Source organism: Pseudomonas sp. P4795 (genome assembly GCF_048822895.1).
Classification (GTDB): domain Bacteria; phylum Pseudomonadota; class Gammaproteobacteria; order Pseudomonadales; family Pseudomonadaceae; genus Aquipseudomonas.
The window spans coordinates 189754-206379 of record NZ_JBMFBT010000007.1 but is presented as its reverse complement, the minus strand read 5'-3'; the positions used below and the strand labels follow the sequence as shown (position 1 = coordinate 206379).

17 protein-coding genes are annotated in these 16626 nt (G+C 59.7%); 12 read left to right on the top strand and 5 right to left on the bottom strand.

The features are described from left to right. Positions 1 to 170 precede the first annotated feature (170 nt). The 3 genes from uvrD to ACOI8A_RS21145 all read left to right on the top strand — a co-directional run bounded on the left by uvrD (position 171) and on the right by ACOI8A_RS21145 (position 3984). Positions 171 to 2354: a DNA helicase II gene (uvrD, locus tag ACOI8A_RS21155; protein ID WP_420649340.1), complete on the top strand. Its 2184-nt coding sequence runs from the start codon at positions 171 to 173 to the stop codon at positions 2352 to 2354. Between the two features lie 212 nt (positions 2355 to 2566). Beyond that, entirely contained in the window at positions 2567 to 3439 is an 873-nt protein-coding gene (locus tag ACOI8A_RS21150) for a Tim44 domain-containing protein (protein ID WP_420649341.1), read from the top strand. 137 nt (positions 3440 to 3576) lie between these two features. Further along, positions 3577 to 3984, top strand: a complete 408-nt coding sequence (locus ACOI8A_RS21145) for an SMI1/KNR4 family protein (RefSeq protein WP_003187120.1) — start codon at positions 3577 to 3579, stop codon at positions 3982 to 3984. A gap of 22 nt (positions 3985 to 4006) precedes the next feature. Here the strand turns inward: ACOI8A_RS21145 and ACOI8A_RS21140 are convergent, their stop codons facing one another. Further along, on the bottom strand, positions 4007 to 5770 hold the full coding sequence (locus ACOI8A_RS21140) for a cation:proton antiporter (RefSeq protein ID WP_420649342.1): 1764 nt from the start codon (positions 5768 to 5770) through the stop codon (positions 4007 to 4009). A gap of 282 nt (positions 5771 to 6052) precedes the next feature. Here ACOI8A_RS21140 and ACOI8A_RS21135 point away from each other — a divergent pair, with 282 nt between their 5' ends. Then, positions 6053 to 6535, top strand: a complete 483-nt coding sequence (locus ACOI8A_RS21135; RefSeq protein ID WP_420649343.1) for an acyl-CoA thioesterase — start codon at positions 6053 to 6055, stop codon at positions 6533 to 6535. A gap of 91 nt (positions 6536 to 6626) precedes the next feature. Here the strand turns inward: ACOI8A_RS21135 and pdxY are convergent, their stop codons facing one another. Next, positions 6627 to 7499, bottom strand: coding sequence for a pyridoxal kinase PdxY (gene pdxY, locus ACOI8A_RS21130; RefSeq protein WP_420651323.1), 873 nt, complete (start codon positions 7497 to 7499; stop codon positions 6627 to 6629). Between the two features lie 117 nt (positions 7500 to 7616). Here pdxY and ACOI8A_RS21125 point away from each other — a divergent pair, with 117 nt between their 5' ends. Continuing rightward, the gene (locus ACOI8A_RS21125) at positions 7617 to 8030 is read left to right on the top strand and encodes a DUF3301 domain-containing protein (protein WP_420649345.1); all 414 of its coding nucleotides are present in this window, start codon (positions 7617 to 7619) and stop codon (positions 8028 to 8030) included. A 1-nt stretch (position 8031) separates the two neighbouring features. On the opposite strand, the gene ACOI8A_RS21120 is transcribed toward ACOI8A_RS21125, so the two are convergent. Further along, positions 8032 to 9003: a CobW family GTP-binding protein gene (locus ACOI8A_RS21120; protein ID WP_420649346.1), complete on the bottom strand. Its 972-nt coding sequence runs from the start codon at positions 9001 to 9003 to the stop codon at positions 8032 to 8034. Between the two features lie 25 nt (positions 9004 to 9028). Here ACOI8A_RS21120 and ACOI8A_RS21115 point away from each other — a divergent pair, with 25 nt between their 5' ends. Continuing rightward, on the top strand, positions 9029 to 9385 hold the full coding sequence (locus tag ACOI8A_RS21115; protein WP_420649347.1) for an NADH:ubiquinone oxidoreductase: 357 nt from the start codon (positions 9029 to 9031) through the stop codon (positions 9383 to 9385). A gap of 4 nt (positions 9386 to 9389) precedes the next feature. Here the strand turns inward: ACOI8A_RS21115 and ACOI8A_RS21110 are convergent, their stop codons facing one another. Continuing rightward, positions 9390 to 10040: a DUF1826 domain-containing protein gene (locus tag ACOI8A_RS21110; protein WP_420649348.1), complete on the bottom strand. Its 651-nt coding sequence runs from the start codon at positions 10038 to 10040 to the stop codon at positions 9390 to 9392. Then, on the bottom strand, positions 10040 to 11245 hold the full coding sequence (gene zigA, locus ACOI8A_RS21105) for a zinc metallochaperone GTPase ZigA (protein ID WP_420649349.1): 1206 nt from the start codon (positions 11243 to 11245) through the stop codon (positions 10040 to 10042). Before zigA ends, ACOI8A_RS21110 begins: the two co-directional genes overlap by 1 nt. A gap of 144 nt (positions 11246 to 11389) precedes the next feature. Between zigA and folE2 the strand changes: the two genes are divergently transcribed. Genes folE2 through ACOI8A_RS21075 form a run of 6 tightly spaced genes read left to right on the top strand, consistent with a single transcriptional unit; the run spans position 11390 to position 16596 of the window. Then, a complete protein-coding gene (gene folE2, locus ACOI8A_RS21100; RefSeq protein WP_420649350.1) occupies positions 11390 to 12286 on the top strand; it encodes a GTP cyclohydrolase FolE2 in 897 nt (298 codons plus the stop codon). Next, a complete protein-coding gene (locus ACOI8A_RS21095; protein WP_420649351.1) occupies positions 12283 to 12951 on the top strand; it encodes a metal ABC transporter ATP-binding protein in 669 nt (222 codons plus the stop codon). Before folE2 ends, ACOI8A_RS21095 begins: the two co-directional genes overlap by 4 nt. Continuing rightward, the gene (locus tag ACOI8A_RS21090) at positions 12951 to 13817 is read left to right on the top strand and encodes a metal ABC transporter permease (protein ID WP_420649352.1); all 867 of its coding nucleotides are present in this window, start codon (positions 12951 to 12953) and stop codon (positions 13815 to 13817) included. Before ACOI8A_RS21095 ends, ACOI8A_RS21090 begins: the two co-directional genes overlap by 1 nt. Positions 13818 to 13828: 11 nt before the next feature. Beyond that, positions 13829 to 14704: a metal ABC transporter substrate-binding protein gene (locus ACOI8A_RS21085; protein WP_420649353.1), complete on the top strand. Its 876-nt coding sequence runs from the start codon at positions 13829 to 13831 to the stop codon at positions 14702 to 14704. After that, on the top strand, positions 14701 to 15261 hold the full coding sequence (locus ACOI8A_RS21080; RefSeq protein WP_420649354.1) for a carbonate dehydratase: 561 nt from the start codon (positions 14701 to 14703) through the stop codon (positions 15259 to 15261). Before ACOI8A_RS21085 ends, ACOI8A_RS21080 begins: the two co-directional genes overlap by 4 nt. Before the next feature lie 3 nt (positions 15262 to 15264). Next, positions 15265 to 16596 (top strand): dihydroorotase, encoded by a 1332-nt coding sequence (locus ACOI8A_RS21075; protein ID WP_420649355.1) that lies wholly within the window; start codon positions 15265 to 15267, stop codon positions 16594 to 16596. The last annotated feature ends 30 nt before the right edge of the window (positions 16597 to 16626 follow it).

Here is a 16626-nt window from a genome sequence, read left to right as displayed (position 1 = left end):
CGAGCAGAATTTCAGCCAGACTTTTCGGCCTTTTACCCTCCTCAAAAGTCCCGAGGCGAGGCGGGGCAACGCCTGTAGCCGGTGACTGACCGGTCGTCATCGGCAGCACTTTCATCGGCTAATGCAAAGCTCGGTTTGCCCGGGCTGGCGGCGCACCCTAGAATGCCCCGATGCGCGATGATCTCTCCCTTCTGCTGAACTCCCTCAACGATGCCCAACGCCAGGCCGTAGCTGCCTCCGTGGGTCGTCAGTTGGTCCTGGCCGGTGCTGGTTCCGGTAAAACCCGAGTGCTGGTGCACCGTATCGCCTGGTTGATCCAGGTCGAGAACGCCTCGCCCCACTCCGTCCTGTCGGTGACTTTCACCAACAAGGCCGCTGCCGAGATGCGCCACCGCATCGAGCAGTTGATGGGTATCAACCCGGCCGGCATGTGGGTCGGTACCTTCCACGGCCTGGCGCACCGCTTGCTGCGGGCGCACTGGCAGGAAGCCGGGCTGAGCCAGACTTTCCAGATTCTCGACAGCGACGACCAGCAACGGCTGGTCAAGCGGGTGATCCGCGAGCTGGGTCTGGACGAGCAACGCTGGCCGGCGCGTCAGGCGCAATGGTTCATCAACGGGCAGAAAGACGAAGGTCTGCGTCCGCAACACATTCAGGCCAGCGGCGATCTGTTTCTGGCGACCATGCGCAGCATTTATGAGGCCTACGAGGCCGCGTGCCTGCGCGCTGGCGTGATCGACTTCTCCGAACTGCTGCTGCGCGCCCTCGACCTGTGGCGCGACCACCCGGGCCTGCTGGCGCATTATCAGAAGCGCTTCCGCCACGTTCTGGTGGACGAGTTCCAGGACACCAACGCCGTGCAGTACGCCTGGTTGCGTCTGCTGGCGCAGGGTGGCGACAGCCTGATGGTGGTCGGCGACGACGACCAGTCGATCTACGGCTGGCGCGGCGCGAAAATCGAGAACATTCACCAGTATTCTGCCGACTTCCCGGATGCCGAAACCATTCGTCTGGAGCAGAACTACCGCTCCACCGCCGGCATCCTCAAGGCCGCCAACGCGCTGATCGCCAACAACACCGGGCGCCTCGGCAAAGAGCTCTGGACTGACGGTGGCGACGGCGAAGCAATCAATCTGTATGCCGCGTTCAACGAACACGATGAAGCACGCTACGTTGTCGAAACCATCGAAAGCGCGCTGAAAACCGGCCTCGCGCGCAGCGATATCGCGATTTTGTACCGATCCAACGCCCAATCGCGCGTTCTGGAAGAAGCCTTGCTGCGTGAGCGGATTCCGTACCGCATCTATGGCGGCCAGCGCTTCTTCGAACGTGCAGAAATCAAGAACGCCATGGCCTACCTGCGTTTGCTTGAGGGTCGCGGCAACGATGCGGCGCTGGAACGAGTGATTAACGTTCCGGCCCGTGGCATTGGCGAGAAAACCGTCGAGGCGATCCGCGAGCACGCGCGCCACGCCGATGTGTCGATGTGGGAAGCCATGCGCCAACTGGTCGCCAACAAAGGCCTGACCGGGCGTGCGGCCGGTGCGTTGGGCGGGTTTATCGAACTGATCGAGAACCTCGCCGCCAAGTGCGCCGAGATGCCGTTGCACTTGATGACCCAGACGGTCATCGAGCAATCCGGCCTGATCGCCTATCACGAAGCGGAAAAAGGCGAGAAAGGCCAGGCTCGGGTAGAAAACCTTGAGGAACTGGTCAGCGCTGCGCGCAACTTCGAGAACACCGAAGAAGACGAAGAGCTGACGCCACTCGCGGCATTCCTCGGCCACGCTTCACTGGAGGCCGGCGATACCCAGGCCGACGAGCACGAAGACAGCATTCAACTGATGACGCTGCACAGCGCCAAAGGTCTGGAATTCCCTTACGTGTTCCTGGTGGGCATGGAAGAAGGCCTGTTCCCGCACAAGATGAGCCTGGAAGAACCGGGGCGTCTCGAGGAAGAACGGCGCCTGGCGTATGTCGGCATCACCCGGGCGATGCAGAATCTGGTGATGACCTACGCCGAAACCCGACGTCTGTACGGCAGCGAGACTTACAACAAGGTCTCGCGTTTCGTACGCGAGGTGCCGAAAGGTCTGATTCAGGAAGTGCGCCTGTCGAACAGCGTCAGTCGACCGTTCGGCGGCAACCAGTCGATGAGCGGCAGCAATCTGTTTGCTGGCAGCGAGATTCCGGAGACGGGATTCAGCCTTGGTCAGGCCGTGCGCCATTCGATCTTTGGCGAAGGCGTGATTCTCAACTTCGAAGGCGCCGGCGCTCAGGCTCGAGTGCAGGTCAACTTCGGCGAAGGCAGCAAGTGGCTGATGCTCGGCTACGCGAAGCTCGAAGCCATTTAAGCCTGGGTTGTGGGAGCGAGCCGGCTCGCTCCCACACATCTATTCCTACAGAACTTATTCCTCCTTCCTACAGACCAAAGTTAACAGGTCCTATTGCGCTGTCCGAAGCTGAACCTCACCTGTCAGGCAAAAGCCCGAAACACTCTGTCGCTAGCCAGTAACACTTCAGCTGTGCAACATGACGCGCATGTCTCACTAAACGGGAATTCCGTATGAAACGTTTTCTTAGCATCGCCATGGCGTTGTGTATCGGCCTGACGATGAGCCTTGATGCCAATGCAAAGCGCTTTGGTGGTGGCAAAAGCGCCGGCGCTGCGCCGACGCACCAGACCAGCCAAATGGCTCCTTCTTCTGCCGCGGGCGGCGCAGCTGCGACCGCTGGTGCTGCCGGTGCCGCTGGCGCTGCGGCCAAGGCCGGCGGTGCTTCGCGCTGGCTCGGTCCTCTGGCCGGCATCGCCGCTGGTGGCCTGCTTGCGTCCATGTTCATGGGCGACGGTTTCCAGGGCATGCAGATTTTCGACATCCTGATCATGGCCTTGATCGCGTTTGTGATCTTCCGCTTCATTGCCGCCCGTCGCCGCAAGCAGCAGGAGCATCTGGCTCCGGCCGGCGCGCCGATGCAGCGTGAAACCTTCGAGCAGAAGCCTGCCGCAATGGGTTCGATCTTTGGTGGTTCGGCTGCACCGGCTGCCGCCCGTCCGGTAATTAATGCACCGGCGTGGTTCAACGAGCAGCGCTTTATCGAAGCCGCCCGTAACCACTTCCAGTCGCTGCAGCAGCACTGGGACGCCAACGAAATGGACAAGATTGCCGAGTTCGTAACCCCGCAACTGCTTGAGTTCCTCAAGCGCGAGCGTGCAGATCTGGGCGACGGCTTCCAGTCCACCTACATCGACAACCTCCAGGTACAACTGGACGGCGTGGATGACCGTGCGGACAAGACCATCGCCACCCTGACCTTCAGCGGCGTGTCGAAAACCTCGCGTTTCGACCAGGGCGAAGTGTTCAGCGAAAGCTGGAACATGGAACGTCCACAAGGCGAGAACCAGCCTTGGCTGGTCGCCGGTATCCGCCAGAACGGCTGATACCCTCTGCGTTAAGTATGTTGTAACGAAAACCCCAGCCTCGGCTGGGGTTTTCTATTTCGCGGTTGCATCTATAGCGAGCTACTGTATAAACCGCCCCATATAAACCGCGCCATACAAGCAAGAGGATCCCGGACGTGGAAGAAATCATCGAACAACTGCGTGAAGCCAACGAACCGGTACCGGTCCCCTTGGAGCTGCCAGACGAAGATCTGCTGGTAGAAATCGAAGAACAGCTATTCATCGACATCCCGTTTGTCTTCAGAGAATTTTTGCTGACCGTCAGCGACGTGGTCTACGGCAGCCTGGAGCCGGTGACCGTCACCGATCCGCAATCGCATACCTATCTGCCGGACGTGGCCGCCAATGCATGGGACGCCGGGGTTGATCGCAGTCTGATCCCGATCTGCCAGGACGGCGACGATTACTACTGCGTCGAAGAAGACGGCACCGTGGTGTTGTGGCAGGCCGAAGAAGAACTGATTGCCGAAGAAACCTGGGAATCGGTCTGGCATTGGGCGCGGGACGTCTGGCTGGAAAGCTGATCGGCCAAACGCCCTCGGATGGTCAGTGCCCCGACGGCTCTTTGTGGTTGTCGAGCGTCTCCAGCAAGGCCACCTGCATCCGCGTGTGCACGCGGATGAACCAGCGCCACAGCAGCGCCGCCACGGCGGCCGCGACCACGGCGATCAGCATCAGCAACTTGTTGGTCGGCAAGATACTGGCCGACAAGGCTGCCAACAGCAGGAAAATCACCAGCAGCGAGAGAATCGGGATCACTTCGGCGATCACCCGACGCACTCGCTGTGTGTGACGCCCGGCCATCTCCGGTTTCACGCCCATCTCCGCCAGCAGCATCGACAGCGCTTTAAGCTTGCGGTAGGCCGCGATCAAGAACGGCAACGACAGCAGCAGCGCCCCACCCCAGATCAACGCTTTCTGCCAGCTCGGATCACCAATCCAGTCTTGCAGGTAAGTCGAAATACGCTCGGCGAAGAACGCGCCCGAGAAGAAAATCGCGATCACCAGCGCCAGATTGACCCCGACCTGCAACAGAATCCGCCGGATGATCGATGCGAGCATCGCGCCCTCGCCCTGTGGCTGAATGCTGCGCAGCCATTCGCCATACATACTCAGCACCCGTCCCAAACGCTGCGGCATCGCCGCCGACAGCTTGATTGATAGCGGATCAGCCGCGCGGATCAGGTATGGCGTGAGCAGCGTGGTAATCACCGAAACAGCCACGGCCACGGGATAAAGAAAGTTGCTGGTGACCTGCAGGGTCATGCCCAGTGCAGCGATGATGAAAGAAAATTCGCCAATCTGCGAAAGACCCATGCCGACGCGCAGTGAGGTGCGTCCGTCGTTCCCCGCGATAAACGCACCGAGCCCGCAGGACACCATCTTGCCGAGCACTACGGCTACGGTGATCACGGCGATCGGCCATGCATATTGCAACAGGATCAGCGGATCGAGCATCAGGCCGATGGCGACGAAGAAGATTGCGCTGAACAAATCACGCACCGGCTCGATCAAGCGCTCGATCTTCAGCAGTTGCCGCGACTCGGCCATGATCGCGCCAATCAGAAACGCGCCGAGCACCATGCTGTATTCGAGTTTGACCACCAGCAGGCAGAAGCCGAAACACAGGCCGAGGACGGTGATCAGCAGCATCTCGTTGCTTTCGAATTTCGCCACATAGGCCAGCAATCGCGGCACCAGCAGGATGCCGATCACCAGCGCGACGATCATGAACAGCGACAGTTTGCCGACCGTAGAGAACACTTCGCCGGAACTCACCGTGCCACTGACGGCAATGCTCGACAGCAAGGCGATGATGCCGATGCCGAGGATGTCTTCGACGATCAGCACGCCGAAGATCAACTGCGCGAACCGCTCGTTTTTCATCTTCAGATCGTTAAGCGCTTTGACGATGATGGTGGTCGAGGAGATCGCGAGGATCGCGCCGAGGAACAGCGAATCCATGGTGTTCCAGTCGAACCAGCGACCGATTTCGTAGCCGATCCAGATCATCAGCACGATTTCGAGGAACGCCGCGATAAACGCCGTGGCCCCGACCTTGAACAGCTTGCGCAGGCTGAACTCCAGGCCGAGACAGAACATCAGGAAGATCACCCCCAGCTCGGCGAGGGTCTTGATGGTTTCTTCGTCGTGGATCAAGCCGAACGGCGGGGTGTGCGGGCCGATGATGAAGCCGGCGACGATATAGCCGAGCACCACGGGCTGTTTGAAACGGTGGAACAACACCGTCACCACGCCTGCGATCAACATGATCACTGCCAGATCCTGGATAAAGCTGATCGCATGCATGGCGTAGGCTCCTTGAGTGACGAGGCGCCCAGCAGACGTCAGAAGAGTCCGGGCGAGCCGAGTAAAAATCCGCTTTTGATGTAGGAATTGCCCTTGGGCTGGGCTTTCGCAGGGTAACACCGCGACTTCCAGCTGAAAGGCGGTGCAATATATGGAAACAGATCGATCCCGGCGTGACGGCAGCCAGTCGCTTGGCGTCCCGATAACGGTGGTTTTGAAAAAGCGACCAGGCACCCGCAGAGGTGTTCTTCCCGTAATCCTGCCTTGACCCGTGAGAACGTTATGGAACCCGGAAACGCCCAGCTGTCGATGACGGTGCTGATGACCCCCGACATGGCCAATTTTTCTGGCAATGTCCACGGCGGTACCCTGCTCAAATACCTCGACGAAGTGGCCTACGCCTGCGCGAGCCGTTATGCCGGTCGCTATGTGGTGACCCTGTCGGTGGATCAGGTGATTTTCCGCGAGCCGATCCATGTCGGCGAATTGGTGACCTTTCTCGCGTCGGTGAACTACACCGGCAACACCTCGATGGAAGTCGGGATCAAAGTGGTGACCGAGAACATCCGCGAGCGCTCGGTGCGCCACACCAACAGCTGCTTTTTCACCATGGTGGCGGTGGATGACCAGCGCAAACCTGCCGTGGTGCCACCGCTACAGCCGCAGAACAGTGAAGACAAGCGTCGTTATATGCAGGCGCAGCAGCGTCGGCAGATTCGCCAGGAACTGGAAAAGCGTTACCAGGAGATCAAGGGCGACGCCTGAGATTAAAAGCAAAAGATCGCAGCCTTCGGCAGCTCCTACATGGGAATGTGAAACCCTGTAGGAGCTGCGGCACGCTGCGAGCTTTAACGGCTTACAAACTGATCGCCGTCGCCTCGAACTTCACCCGTGGATGCGCAATCCGATCCTGCGCCCGAATCAGCTGCAACTCATAACTGGCGCACGCCTGAGTCTCCAGCAGCACTTCATGCACTGCCGCAGCGGTGAATTCGAACGCCGCCAACAGGCTGTCACCGAGCAGCACCCGCGCCAGAAACAGCCCGGACGTCAGATCGCCCACGCCCACCGGCTGACGCGGGAACGCCAGCAGCGGACGCCGCAGATGCCAACTGCCCTCGGCGGTCACCAGCAGCATTTCAAAACCATCCGCCGGTTTGCCCGGGTAGTCCAAATGCTTGACCAGCACCGCTTTCGGCCCGCGCGCCAGCAATGCGCGCGCCATGGCCAGGCAATCGAACAGCGACTGCGGTTTGCGCCCGGAGAAGCTGTCCAGCTCCAACTGGTTCGGGCACATGAAATCCGCCACCGCCGCCGCTTCCTCCAGCAGAAAATCACTGACCTCAGCCGGCACGCTGCAACCCTTCTCCGGATGGCCCATCACCGGGTCGCAAAGATACAAGGCCTTGGGATTGATCGCCTTGATGCGCGCCACACCGCCGAGAATCGCCCGCCCCTGCGCCGCGCTGCCGAGATAACCGGACAGCACCGCATCGCAATTACCCAGCTCACCAATCGCGGCAATGCCTTCGACCAGTTCGCCAATCTGTTGCGGCGGCAACACTTCGCCTGCCCACTGACCATATTGGGTGTGGTTGGAAAACTGCACAGTGTTCAGCGGCCAGACGTTGACCCCGACCCGCTGCATGGGAAAAACCGCCGCGCTGTTACCGGCGTGGCCGAAGACCACGTGGGACTGGATGGCGAGCAGATGAGGCGTACGTTTCATTCGGGTTTTTCCGTAAAACGATTGAAATTCAAGCCGCGCAGTATGCGACGAAACGCAGCCTGTACGACAGACCGGCGACGCAGTTAAGCTGACGTCATCTATTGGAGTTCCTTGTTGATGCTGACCCTGGAAAATATTTTCGTGTTCATGCTGTTCGCCATGGCTGGCGCATGGCTTTGGCACAACCACGGCTTGCGCGAGCGGGCGCTGGAGCGGGTCAAACAGCATTGCGTGAACGTTGGCGTCGAGTTGCTCGACGGTAACGTGGCGCTGAGGAAGATAGGCTTTATCAAGGATGCGCGCGGGCGGCGGCGACTGGCCCGTGTGTACAACTTCGAATTCACGGTGACCGGCGAAACCCGGCATAACGGCACCATCACCCAGTTTGGTGCGCACAGTGCACAAATCGAACTGGCGCCCTACCCGGCGCCGTTTGATGACACACCGCCGGTGGTGGAAGTGGCCAAGCCGCGGGCGCAGGTGATCGAGCTGAGTCAGTGGCGGCAGGAACACACCAAGTGGAAGCCTTGAGCTAGGAGGCCTGAATCCGGCAGGTTGAGAGTTGCGCCTGCAATTGCTTGACGTCCTGGGGACCGCTGAAAATCAGTTCAATTCGCGAGTCTCGTCGCCATTCACTGGGCTGCCAATCCAAGTCATCATTGTCTAAAACATTCGCTGAAACCCAACCCTGCGGGGTGTGGATAACCAGTTTCGCGCGGCGCCAGCTCAGGCTTTTCAGCCAATCGGCGACACGCGTTTCGTCGAACACCTGACTTGGGGGCCAGCGCCAACCGACACTCCAGCCATCCTGTTGTGAGTGACTCAGGCAAATCGGCAGGGTTTGCTCACTCCAGACCGCTGGTATCTGCGCCAATCCTGTGGGCATTACGAAGTTATCCACACGCTTGACGCCCTGCACTGCCAGTCCCGGCAACTCGCTCAATGCCAGTTCGGCCTGCTGCGTCCAGATCAACTTGCTGGGTGGTAACTGCCTGGCGATCTGCTCGCGGGCGTTCTGATCGAGATTTTCTGCCTTGTTCAGCAGCAGCAAACCGGCACTGGCCAGCGCCTGCTTCTGCGCTGCCGGCAACGGTTTTCCCGCCGCCAGCGCTTGGGCGTCCAGCACCAGCACACACGGCTGCACTGCCAATACGCCTAGCCATGGCGCCTCATTCAATTGCCTGAGCAATTGCGCCGGATGCCCCAGCCCGGACGGCTCAATGAACAGCCGATCCGGCCTGGCCTTGCGCAACAAGCGTCCAAGCCCGATCTGAAACGGCGCACCATTCACGCAACACAAACACCCCCCGGCCACTTCGCCCAGTGCGATACCATCGGCGTCGCTTGTCAGCAGTGCGGCGTCGAGGCCGATCTGGCCGAACTCGTTGATCAGCACCGCCCAGCGCTCGCCAGCCGGGCGCTGCGCCATGAGCTGGCGGATCAGGCTGGTCTTGCCGGCGCCCAATGGCCCGGCGATGACGTGGGTGGGAATGTTCTGCAACATGATTGAGGCTTTCTGGAGGTTGAAGATGCGGTGGATGGGATGGTCGTTGCTGTTGGCACTGATGTCGGGCGAGGCCTTGGCGCAAGCCTGCGTGGTGCACAGCCAGGCCGAGCGACTCGACGTGAAAGTCTGCCAGCACAATCGCAGCATCCCGGAAAAACTCTTCAGCGACGGCTTCTGCAAACCCACATTGGCCGGGCAGAAAGTCGACGTGCAGTACGTCGACCAATGCCCGACCGGGGCTTTCGGCGTGTGCAGCAACGCGCAAGTCGCCAATATGCCTTATCGCCAGGATATCCACTATTACGGCGTGGCCACCGACGCGGCGTATTTGCAGCCGTACTGCGAGGCGCAAAGCCAGGGCAAATGGCTCAAGCCTTGAGGCGTTAGCCGAGCCAATCGAGGGTGAGTATCAGCCGCCTTTCGCCCGGCGCTGGTTGTGGCGAGCGGTGGATCAGACCGAAACCTTCGTTGCCGCTCCATTTTTCGCCTTTGAGCAACGCCACTTCACCGCTGGCCAGTTGTTGAATCAGCGATTTTTCCTGCGGTTCGCTCAACGGTTTTCCCAGTTGCCGGCGATCCATCGCGCCTTCTTTCAGCCACTCGCTGCCGATGCCGGCATAGGTGGTGATCAGCCGCACCGGTACATGGTCGACGTGGAAGCGCGGACACATCGCCGCATCCAAGACCCGCAGGCGCAACCCGATGCGTCGCGCACCGAGCAGACAAGCGAAGGCGCTGACCAACCATTTCAGATCCGCGATAAAACCTTCGTAGCCTTCAAGCTCGCGCAATCCGGTGACCAGACTCGTCAGATCCGGCTCAGCGTCTTCATCAGCCAATTCCAGGTGCAGCGACTCGGCGTAGGGTTGGTTGAGCGACAGTAGCAGGTTGGCGAAATCGCTGATGTGCAACGGCAATTGACGCTGCCAGACCGCGAGATTCACTTCATCTTCAAGGATTTGCGCCAAGGCTTGGGGGCCTCGGCCGTGATGCTGATGGCGCGTTGTGGATTGCAGCGGTTTCAGGGCGAGCATCAGGCAGCCTCCTCATGCCAAGGGCCGAATGGGTCGGGCAGCGCTTGCCAGCCCTGGGTGCCGAGCGCCATTTCCTCATCGGTCAGCAGGCAGCTGTCCAATTCCGATGTGAGTTGCAGGAAATCTATGTTCTGGCCGATGAACACCAGCTCCTGGCGACAATCTCCGACACTGGCTGTCCAGTTTTGCATGATCGCCGCGGTGTTTTCCTCGTCTTGCGGCCATTGCTCTTTGGGCACGAAGCGCCACCAGCGTCCGGCAAAACCATGACGCATCAAGCCGCCGGCCTGCGACCAGCTGCCGGCATCCTGCGGTTTACTCGCGAGCCAGAAGAAGCCTTTCGAACGCAGCAGTTTGCCATTCAGCCACGGGCGGTCGATGAAACTGAAAAAACGCTGCGGGTGAAATGGTCGGCGTGCGCGGTAAGCAAATGACGCGATGCCGTATTCGTCAGTTTCCGCGACATGCTCACCGCGTAGCTCCTGCAACCAGCCCGGTGCCTGGGCTGCCTTTTCGAAGTCGAAGCGGCCGGTATTGAGGATTTTCTCCAGCGGCACTTCGCCCATGACCATCGAGATGATTTCGGCGTGGGCGTTAAGGCGTTTGAGGATAGCGGTGAGCTCTTCCCTCTCCCGGCTGCTGATCAGGTCGATCTTGCTGATGAGCAGGACGTCGGCGAACTCGATTTGCTCGATCAGCAGATCGGTAATGGAGCGCTCGTCTTCTTCACCGAGTGTTTCCCCGCGAGACGCGAGACTTTCCGCTGCCTGGTAGTCGAGCAGGAAGTTCATGCCGTCGACCACGGTGACCATGGTGTCGAGACGGGCGATGTCGGCCAGACTCTGGCCGTGCTCATCACGGAAAGTGAAGGTCTCGGCGACTAGCATGGGTTCGGCGATGCCGGTCGACTCAATCAGCAGATAGTCGAAACGTCCTTCGCCGGCGAGCTTGCTGACCTCCTCCAGCAAATCCTCGCGTAACGTACAGCAGATACAGCCGTTACTCATCTCGACCAGTTTCTCTTCTGCACGATTCAGGCTGACATCACGCTGAACTTCGCTGCCATCGATGTTGATCTCGCTCATATCGTTGACGATTACAGCTACGCGCAGATTGTCGCGATTACGTAGTACGTAATTCAGAAGTGTACTTTTTCCGGCGCCGAGAAAGCCGGATAAAACGGTCACTGGAAGTGGGGTAGACACGGGGGTAATCCTCATCAGGCAGTCGCCAAATCAACGCCCGCTCAACCAGCGCTTGCGTCGATGAAAGCTTGTTCATGAAAAATCGGTCGTTGATTGTATTGTTATAATGTAACATCAAATTCAATCATCACAACGGACCAAATCATGAATGCGCTGACGCTGCCGGATATCGCCGCGCAAGCTGCTCGCCAAGCGTTGCCCCTTGAATGGGTGGGAATGCATGGCATCGCCTTGCCTGTTTTAATCGAAGGCCAGCGTTTAGCTGCCAAGGTCGATGCAGGCGTCAGTCTCGATAACGGCGAAGCGCGCGGAATTCACATGTCGCGCTTGTATCTGGCGCTGGAGAAACTGGAACAGCGCAATCTCACGCCGGGACTGTTGCGCGGAGTTTTGCAGCGCTTTCTCGATACACATACGGATCTGTCGAGTAACGCCTACCTCAACATTCACACAAGTTTGCTGCTGAAACGTCCTGCTCTGATCAGTCCTCTGAGCGGATGGAAAGCCTATCCCGTCAGCATCGCAGCCAGTCTGAAAAACCAGATGTTCCACGTGGAACTCACACTTGGCGTGGAATATTCCTCGACTTGCCCCTGCTCAGCGGCGTTAGCCAGACAACTTATTCAACAGCAATTCGTCGACGATTTCGCCAACCAGTCGCTGGAGCACGCGGATGTTTTGGCTTGGCTCGGCTCGACTCAGGGCATCGTCGCCACCCCTCACAGCCAACGCAGCACTGCGCAAATCCATGTGCACCTAGAAGATTTCGTCGATGAACTGCCGCTGACTGCAATCATCAACGACGCCGAAGCCGCGCTAGGCACCGCCGTGCAGACCGCAGTTAAGCGCGCCGATGAACAAGCCTTCGCCCTCGCCAACGGCCAGAACCTGATGTTCTGCGAAGACGCCGCGCGAAGGCTGAACCTGGCGTTGCGACGCTCACCCGGAATCAGAGAATTCCAAGTACGAGTGATCCACGCCGAAAGCCTGCACGCCCATGACGCAGTTGCCGAAACGCATTGGCGGCGGGAGCAAGCATGATCCGCTGCCAAGGTCTGAGCTGGGGTGCGCCCGGCCAACCGCTAACCCCACCCCTGAATCTGCAATTGGAGAGTGGCAGCCTCACCGCCATCGTTGGCGTCAATGGCAGCGGCAAAAGCAGCCTGCTCAAAGTCATCGCCGGTTTGCAGAAACCATTGTCCGGAAAAGTCGCCTTAAGCGTGCCGAGACAAAGCGGTGTGTCATTCCTGCCGCAACAACAGCATCTGGATCGTCAATTCCCGATCAGTCTTGAAGAACTGGTAGCCGCCGGATTCTGGGGCCGCAGACTTTCGACACAACTTCGAGCACAACGTCTGGCGCAGGCACTCGATGCCTGGCACCTGAGCGGCCTCGAACGACGTCCGTTGATGGCGCTCTCCGGCGGTGAACTGCAACGCGCCCTGCTCGCCCGTCTGAGTCTGGCTGATACGCCTGTGCTGTTGCTCGACGAACCACACGCGGCACTTGATGAACTCGGTCAGGCTTTACTCTGGCACCACCTGCACACATGGCACGAACTAGGTCGGACCTTGGTCGTGGTCTGCCACGACCTCGCCGCCGTGCGCCAACACATACCGCAAACCCTACTGATTAAAAGCAGCGGCTGCGTGTTCGGCAACAGCGCCGAACTGATCCAGCAAACTCCTCACACGCAGGTTGCCTGATGCAGGCTATCGCGCATTTCTGGCAACCGTTCCAGGACTTTGTATTCATGCGCCGCGCCCTGATCGGCGGTCTGGTTCTGGCTTGCAGCACAGCCCCGCTCGGGGTGTTTTTGATACTGCGGCGCATGAGTCTGATCGGCGATGCCGTAGCCCATGGCATCCTGCCTGGCGCCGCGCTCGGCTTCTGGTTCGCCGGACTGAGCCTGCCTGCGCTGACCCTTGGAGGCCTCGGCGCCGGGCTAAGCATGGCCGGAATTGCCGCATGGATCACCCGCCGCACTGGCCTGCGCGAAGACGCCAGCCTAGCCGCGATCTATCCGATCTCCCTCGCCAGCGGCGTGTTGATTCTCGGCATCGCCGGCAAGCGCCTGGATCTTCTGCATCTGCTGTTCGGCTCGGCATTGGCCGTCGACGGCCCGACGCTCACCGGCATGTTATGGGTCTCGGCACTCAGCCTGATCGCCATGGCGCTGATCTACAAACCACTGCTGCTCGACACCCTCGACCCACTTTTCCTGCGCACTGTGAGCCGCCTCGGGCCGCTTGCCCACGGCGTGTTTCTGACCTTGGTGGTGCTCAATCTGGTGATCGGCTTTCAAGCCATCGGTGCATTGATGGTGGTCGGATTGATGATGTTGCCCGCCGCCGCATCACGCTTCTGGAGTCGCCATTTGCCGACGCTGATCGCCATCGCCGCATTGATCGGCAGCCTCTCGGTATGGCTCGGACTGCTGCTGTCGTTCTACTACTCACTGCCCAGCGGCCCGGCCATCGTGCTGGTGGCGGGCGTCGCATATCTGCTGTCCGTAGTGTTCGGCCCGGTGCACGGTTTGCTGCGCCGCCCGCCTTTGCTCACATCCCAATGAGGTGTCTCCCGATGCGCGCTCTACTCGTGCTATTCAGCCTGATGCTGTCGATGTCGTTATCGGCGGCGGAAAAATTACCGGTGGTCACCAGCTTCAGCATCCTTGGCGACATGGTGCAACAGGTCGGTGGTGAGCATGTTCAGATCACCAACATGGTCGGTGCAGATGCCGACGCCCACACCTACGAGCCGACGCCGGACGATGCCAAAGCCTTGCTCAAAGCCGGGCTGATCATTAAAAACGGACTCGGATTCGAGCCGTGGCTGGATCGACTGGTGACCAGTACCGAGACCAAAGCCACGGTGATCAATGCCAGCCGAGGCGTGATTCCACGCGCGCTGGATGAGGACGGCGAAACCGTTCCCGACCCGCACGCCTGGCACAACCTGGCGAATGCCGAGCTGTATGTCGCCAACATCACCAAAGCGCTGATCGCCGCTGACCCGGCGAACAAAGCCGACTACCAGCGCAACAGCCAAGCCTATCTGAAACAGATCTACGCCCTGCTCGCCGAGGCCAAAACCAAACTCGGTTCACTGCCGCCGGGCAATCGCAAGATCGTCACCAGCCACGATGCCTTCGGTTATCTCGGTCAGGCGTATGGAATCGACTTCATGGCGCCGCAAGGTCTCTCCACCGAACGCGAGCCATCCGCCAGCGAAGTTGCCGCGCTGATCAGGCAGATTCGTCAGGCCAAAGTCAAAGCGGTGTTCATGGAAAACATCAAGGACGCGCGCCTGCTCAAACAGATTGCCGAGGAAAGTGGCGCGCACATTGGCGGCACGCTGTATTCGGATGCACTCGCCGCCAGCGGCCCGGCCAGCACGTTTACCGGCCTGTTCGAATACAACCTCAACACACTTTACCAAGCACTGAGCCAGCCATGATCCGCAAAAATCCTTCCGGCGATTTGCCGCAGATTGCCGAGTCTGCCTACGTTGATAAAACCGCGATCATCTGCGGCAAAGTCGTCATCGGTGAAAACGTATTCGTCGGTCCGTATGCGGTAATCCGCGCTGACGAAGTGGATGCCACGGGCGACATGCAGCCGATCACCATCGGTGCCAATTCGAACATTCAGGACGGCGTGGTGATCCACTCCAAATCCGGCGCGGCAGTGACCATCGGCGAGTTCAGCTCCATCGCCCATCGCTCGATCGTGCATGGCCCGTGCGTGGTCGGCGACCGGGTGTTCATCGGTTTCAACAGCGTGTTGTTCAATTGCGTGGTCGGCAACGGTTGCGTGGTGCGGCACAACTCGGTGGTCGATGGCCGCGATTTGCCGGACGCGTTCTACGTGCCCTCCACCACCCGCATCGGCCCGGGCACCGACCTTTCGCAATTCCCGCCGGTGAGCGTCAGCGCTTCGGAGTTTTCCGAGGACGTGGCGCGCACCAACGTCGATCTGGTGCGCGGCTACAAAGCCTTGCAGAACGAGTTCTGAACCATGAGCAGTGTGTTGATTCGCAATGCGCGGCTGGTTAATGAAGGACGCGAATTCGATGGCGATCTGTTGCTCAGCAACGGCCGAATCGTCAAGATCGCGCGCAGCATCGAGGGTGAAAACGCAACGCTGGAAATCGATGCCGACGGCCAGTGGCTGCTGCCGGGAATAATCGATGACCAGGTGCATTTTCGTGAACCGGGCGCTCCGGCCAAAGGCAGCATCTACACCGAATCCCGCGCGGCGGTGGCCGGTGGCATCACCAGTTTCATGGACATGCCCAACACCAATCCCGCGACGCTCACACTTGATGCGCTGGCCGATAAAAAGCGGCGCGCGGCGATGAGCTCGGTGGCGAATTACGGCTTTCACTTTGGTGTCAGCCACGACAATCTCGATATCGTCGCCGCGCTCAATCCGTGCGAAGTGGCCGGGGTCAAAGTGTTCATGGGCGCCTCCACCGGCAACATGCTGGTGGACGATCCCAAGACCTTGGAGCGACTGTTCGCCGAGGTGCCGACGATTCTGCTGGCCCACTGTGAACACACGCCAAGCATCGATGCCAATGCCGCGAACCTGCGCGAGTTGTTCGGCGCCCATCTGCCTGCCGCCGCTCACGCGCTGATCCGCAATGCCGAAACCTGCTACCGCTCTTCATCGCTGGCGGTGGATCTGGCCAAGCGTCATGGCACGCGCCTGCATGTTTTGCACCTGACCACTGCGCGCGAACTACAGTTGTTCGAGGACCAACCGCTGGCGCAGAAACGCATCACCGCCGAAGTCTGCCTGCATCACCTGCTGTTCGATGACCGTGATTACCCGGCCCTCGGCAATCAGATCAAATGCAATCCGGCGATCAAGTCCCAGGCTGATCGCGATGCGTTGCGCCAGGCACTGCTCGGCAATCGGCTTGACGTAATCGGCAGCGATCACGCGCCGCATACCTGGGCGGAAAAGCAGCGGCCATATGATCAGGCACCGTCCGGTTTGCCACTCGTGCAGCAGGCGATGCCGGCGCTCTTGGAATTGGTGGCAGACGGTGCATTGCCGATCACTACGTTAGTGGCAAAGACCAGTCACCGCGTGGCGGATCTGTTTGCGATTCCGGATCGAGGGTATTTGCGCGAAGGTTATTGGGCGGATCTGGTGTTGGTGCGGCCGCAGATGCTGGAAGTGGATCGACAGCCGATTCTGTCGCAGTGCGGGTGGACGCCGTTTGCTGGACGCAGCTTTCGACATCGAGTGACGACGACGCTGGTGTCGGGGCAGATTGCCTGGGATGGCAACCGGGTCAACGATGGATGTCAGGGCTTACCATTGCGGTTTATGCGCTAACCATAGATGTGTTATCACCAGCAGGCTGCA

Coding starts and splice junctions, on each gene's coding strand:
- ACOI8A_RS21075 (WP_420649355.1), top strand. CDS start 15,265: ATGAGCAGTGTGTTGATTCGCAATGCGCGGCTGGTTAATGAAGGACGC.
- ACOI8A_RS21135 (WP_420649343.1), top strand. CDS start 6,053: ATGGAACCCGGAAACGCCCAGCTGTCGATGACGGTGCTGATGACCCCC.
- ACOI8A_RS21120 (WP_420649346.1), bottom strand. CDS start 9,003: ATGTTGCAGAACATTCCCACCCACGTCATCGCCGGGCCATTGGGCGCC.
- ACOI8A_RS21080 (WP_420649354.1), top strand. CDS start 14,701: ATGATCCGCAAAAATCCTTCCGGCGATTTGCCGCAGATTGCCGAGTCT.
- pdxY (WP_420651323.1), bottom strand. CDS start 7,499: ATGAAACGTACGCCTCATCTGCTCGCCATCCAGTCCCACGTGGTCTTC.
- uvrD (WP_420649340.1), top strand. CDS start 171: ATGCGCGATGATCTCTCCCTTCTGCTGAACTCCCTCAACGATGCCCAA.
- ACOI8A_RS21095 (WP_420649351.1), top strand. CDS start 12,283: ATGATCCGCTGCCAAGGTCTGAGCTGGGGTGCGCCCGGCCAACCGCTA.
- ACOI8A_RS21090 (WP_420649352.1), top strand. CDS start 12,951: ATGCAGGCTATCGCGCATTTCTGGCAACCGTTCCAGGACTTTGTATTC.
- ACOI8A_RS21125 (WP_420649345.1), top strand. CDS start 7,617: ATGCTGACCCTGGAAAATATTTTCGTGTTCATGCTGTTCGCCATGGCT.
- folE2 (WP_420649350.1), top strand. CDS start 11,390: ATGAATGCGCTGACGCTGCCGGATATCGCCGCGCAAGCTGCTCGCCAA.
- ACOI8A_RS21140 (WP_420649342.1), bottom strand. CDS start 5,770: ATGCATGCGATCAGCTTTATCCAGGATCTGGCAGTGATCATGTTGATC.
- ACOI8A_RS21150 (WP_420649341.1), top strand. CDS start 2,567: ATGAAACGTTTTCTTAGCATCGCCATGGCGTTGTGTATCGGCCTGACG.
- ACOI8A_RS21115 (WP_420649347.1), top strand. CDS start 9,029: ATGCGGTGGATGGGATGGTCGTTGCTGTTGGCACTGATGTCGGGCGAG.
- ACOI8A_RS21085 (WP_420649353.1), top strand. CDS start 13,829: ATGCGCGCTCTACTCGTGCTATTCAGCCTGATGCTGTCGATGTCGTTA.
- ACOI8A_RS21110 (WP_420649348.1), bottom strand. CDS start 10,040: ATGCTCGCCCTGAAACCGCTGCAATCCACAACGCGCCATCAGCATCAC.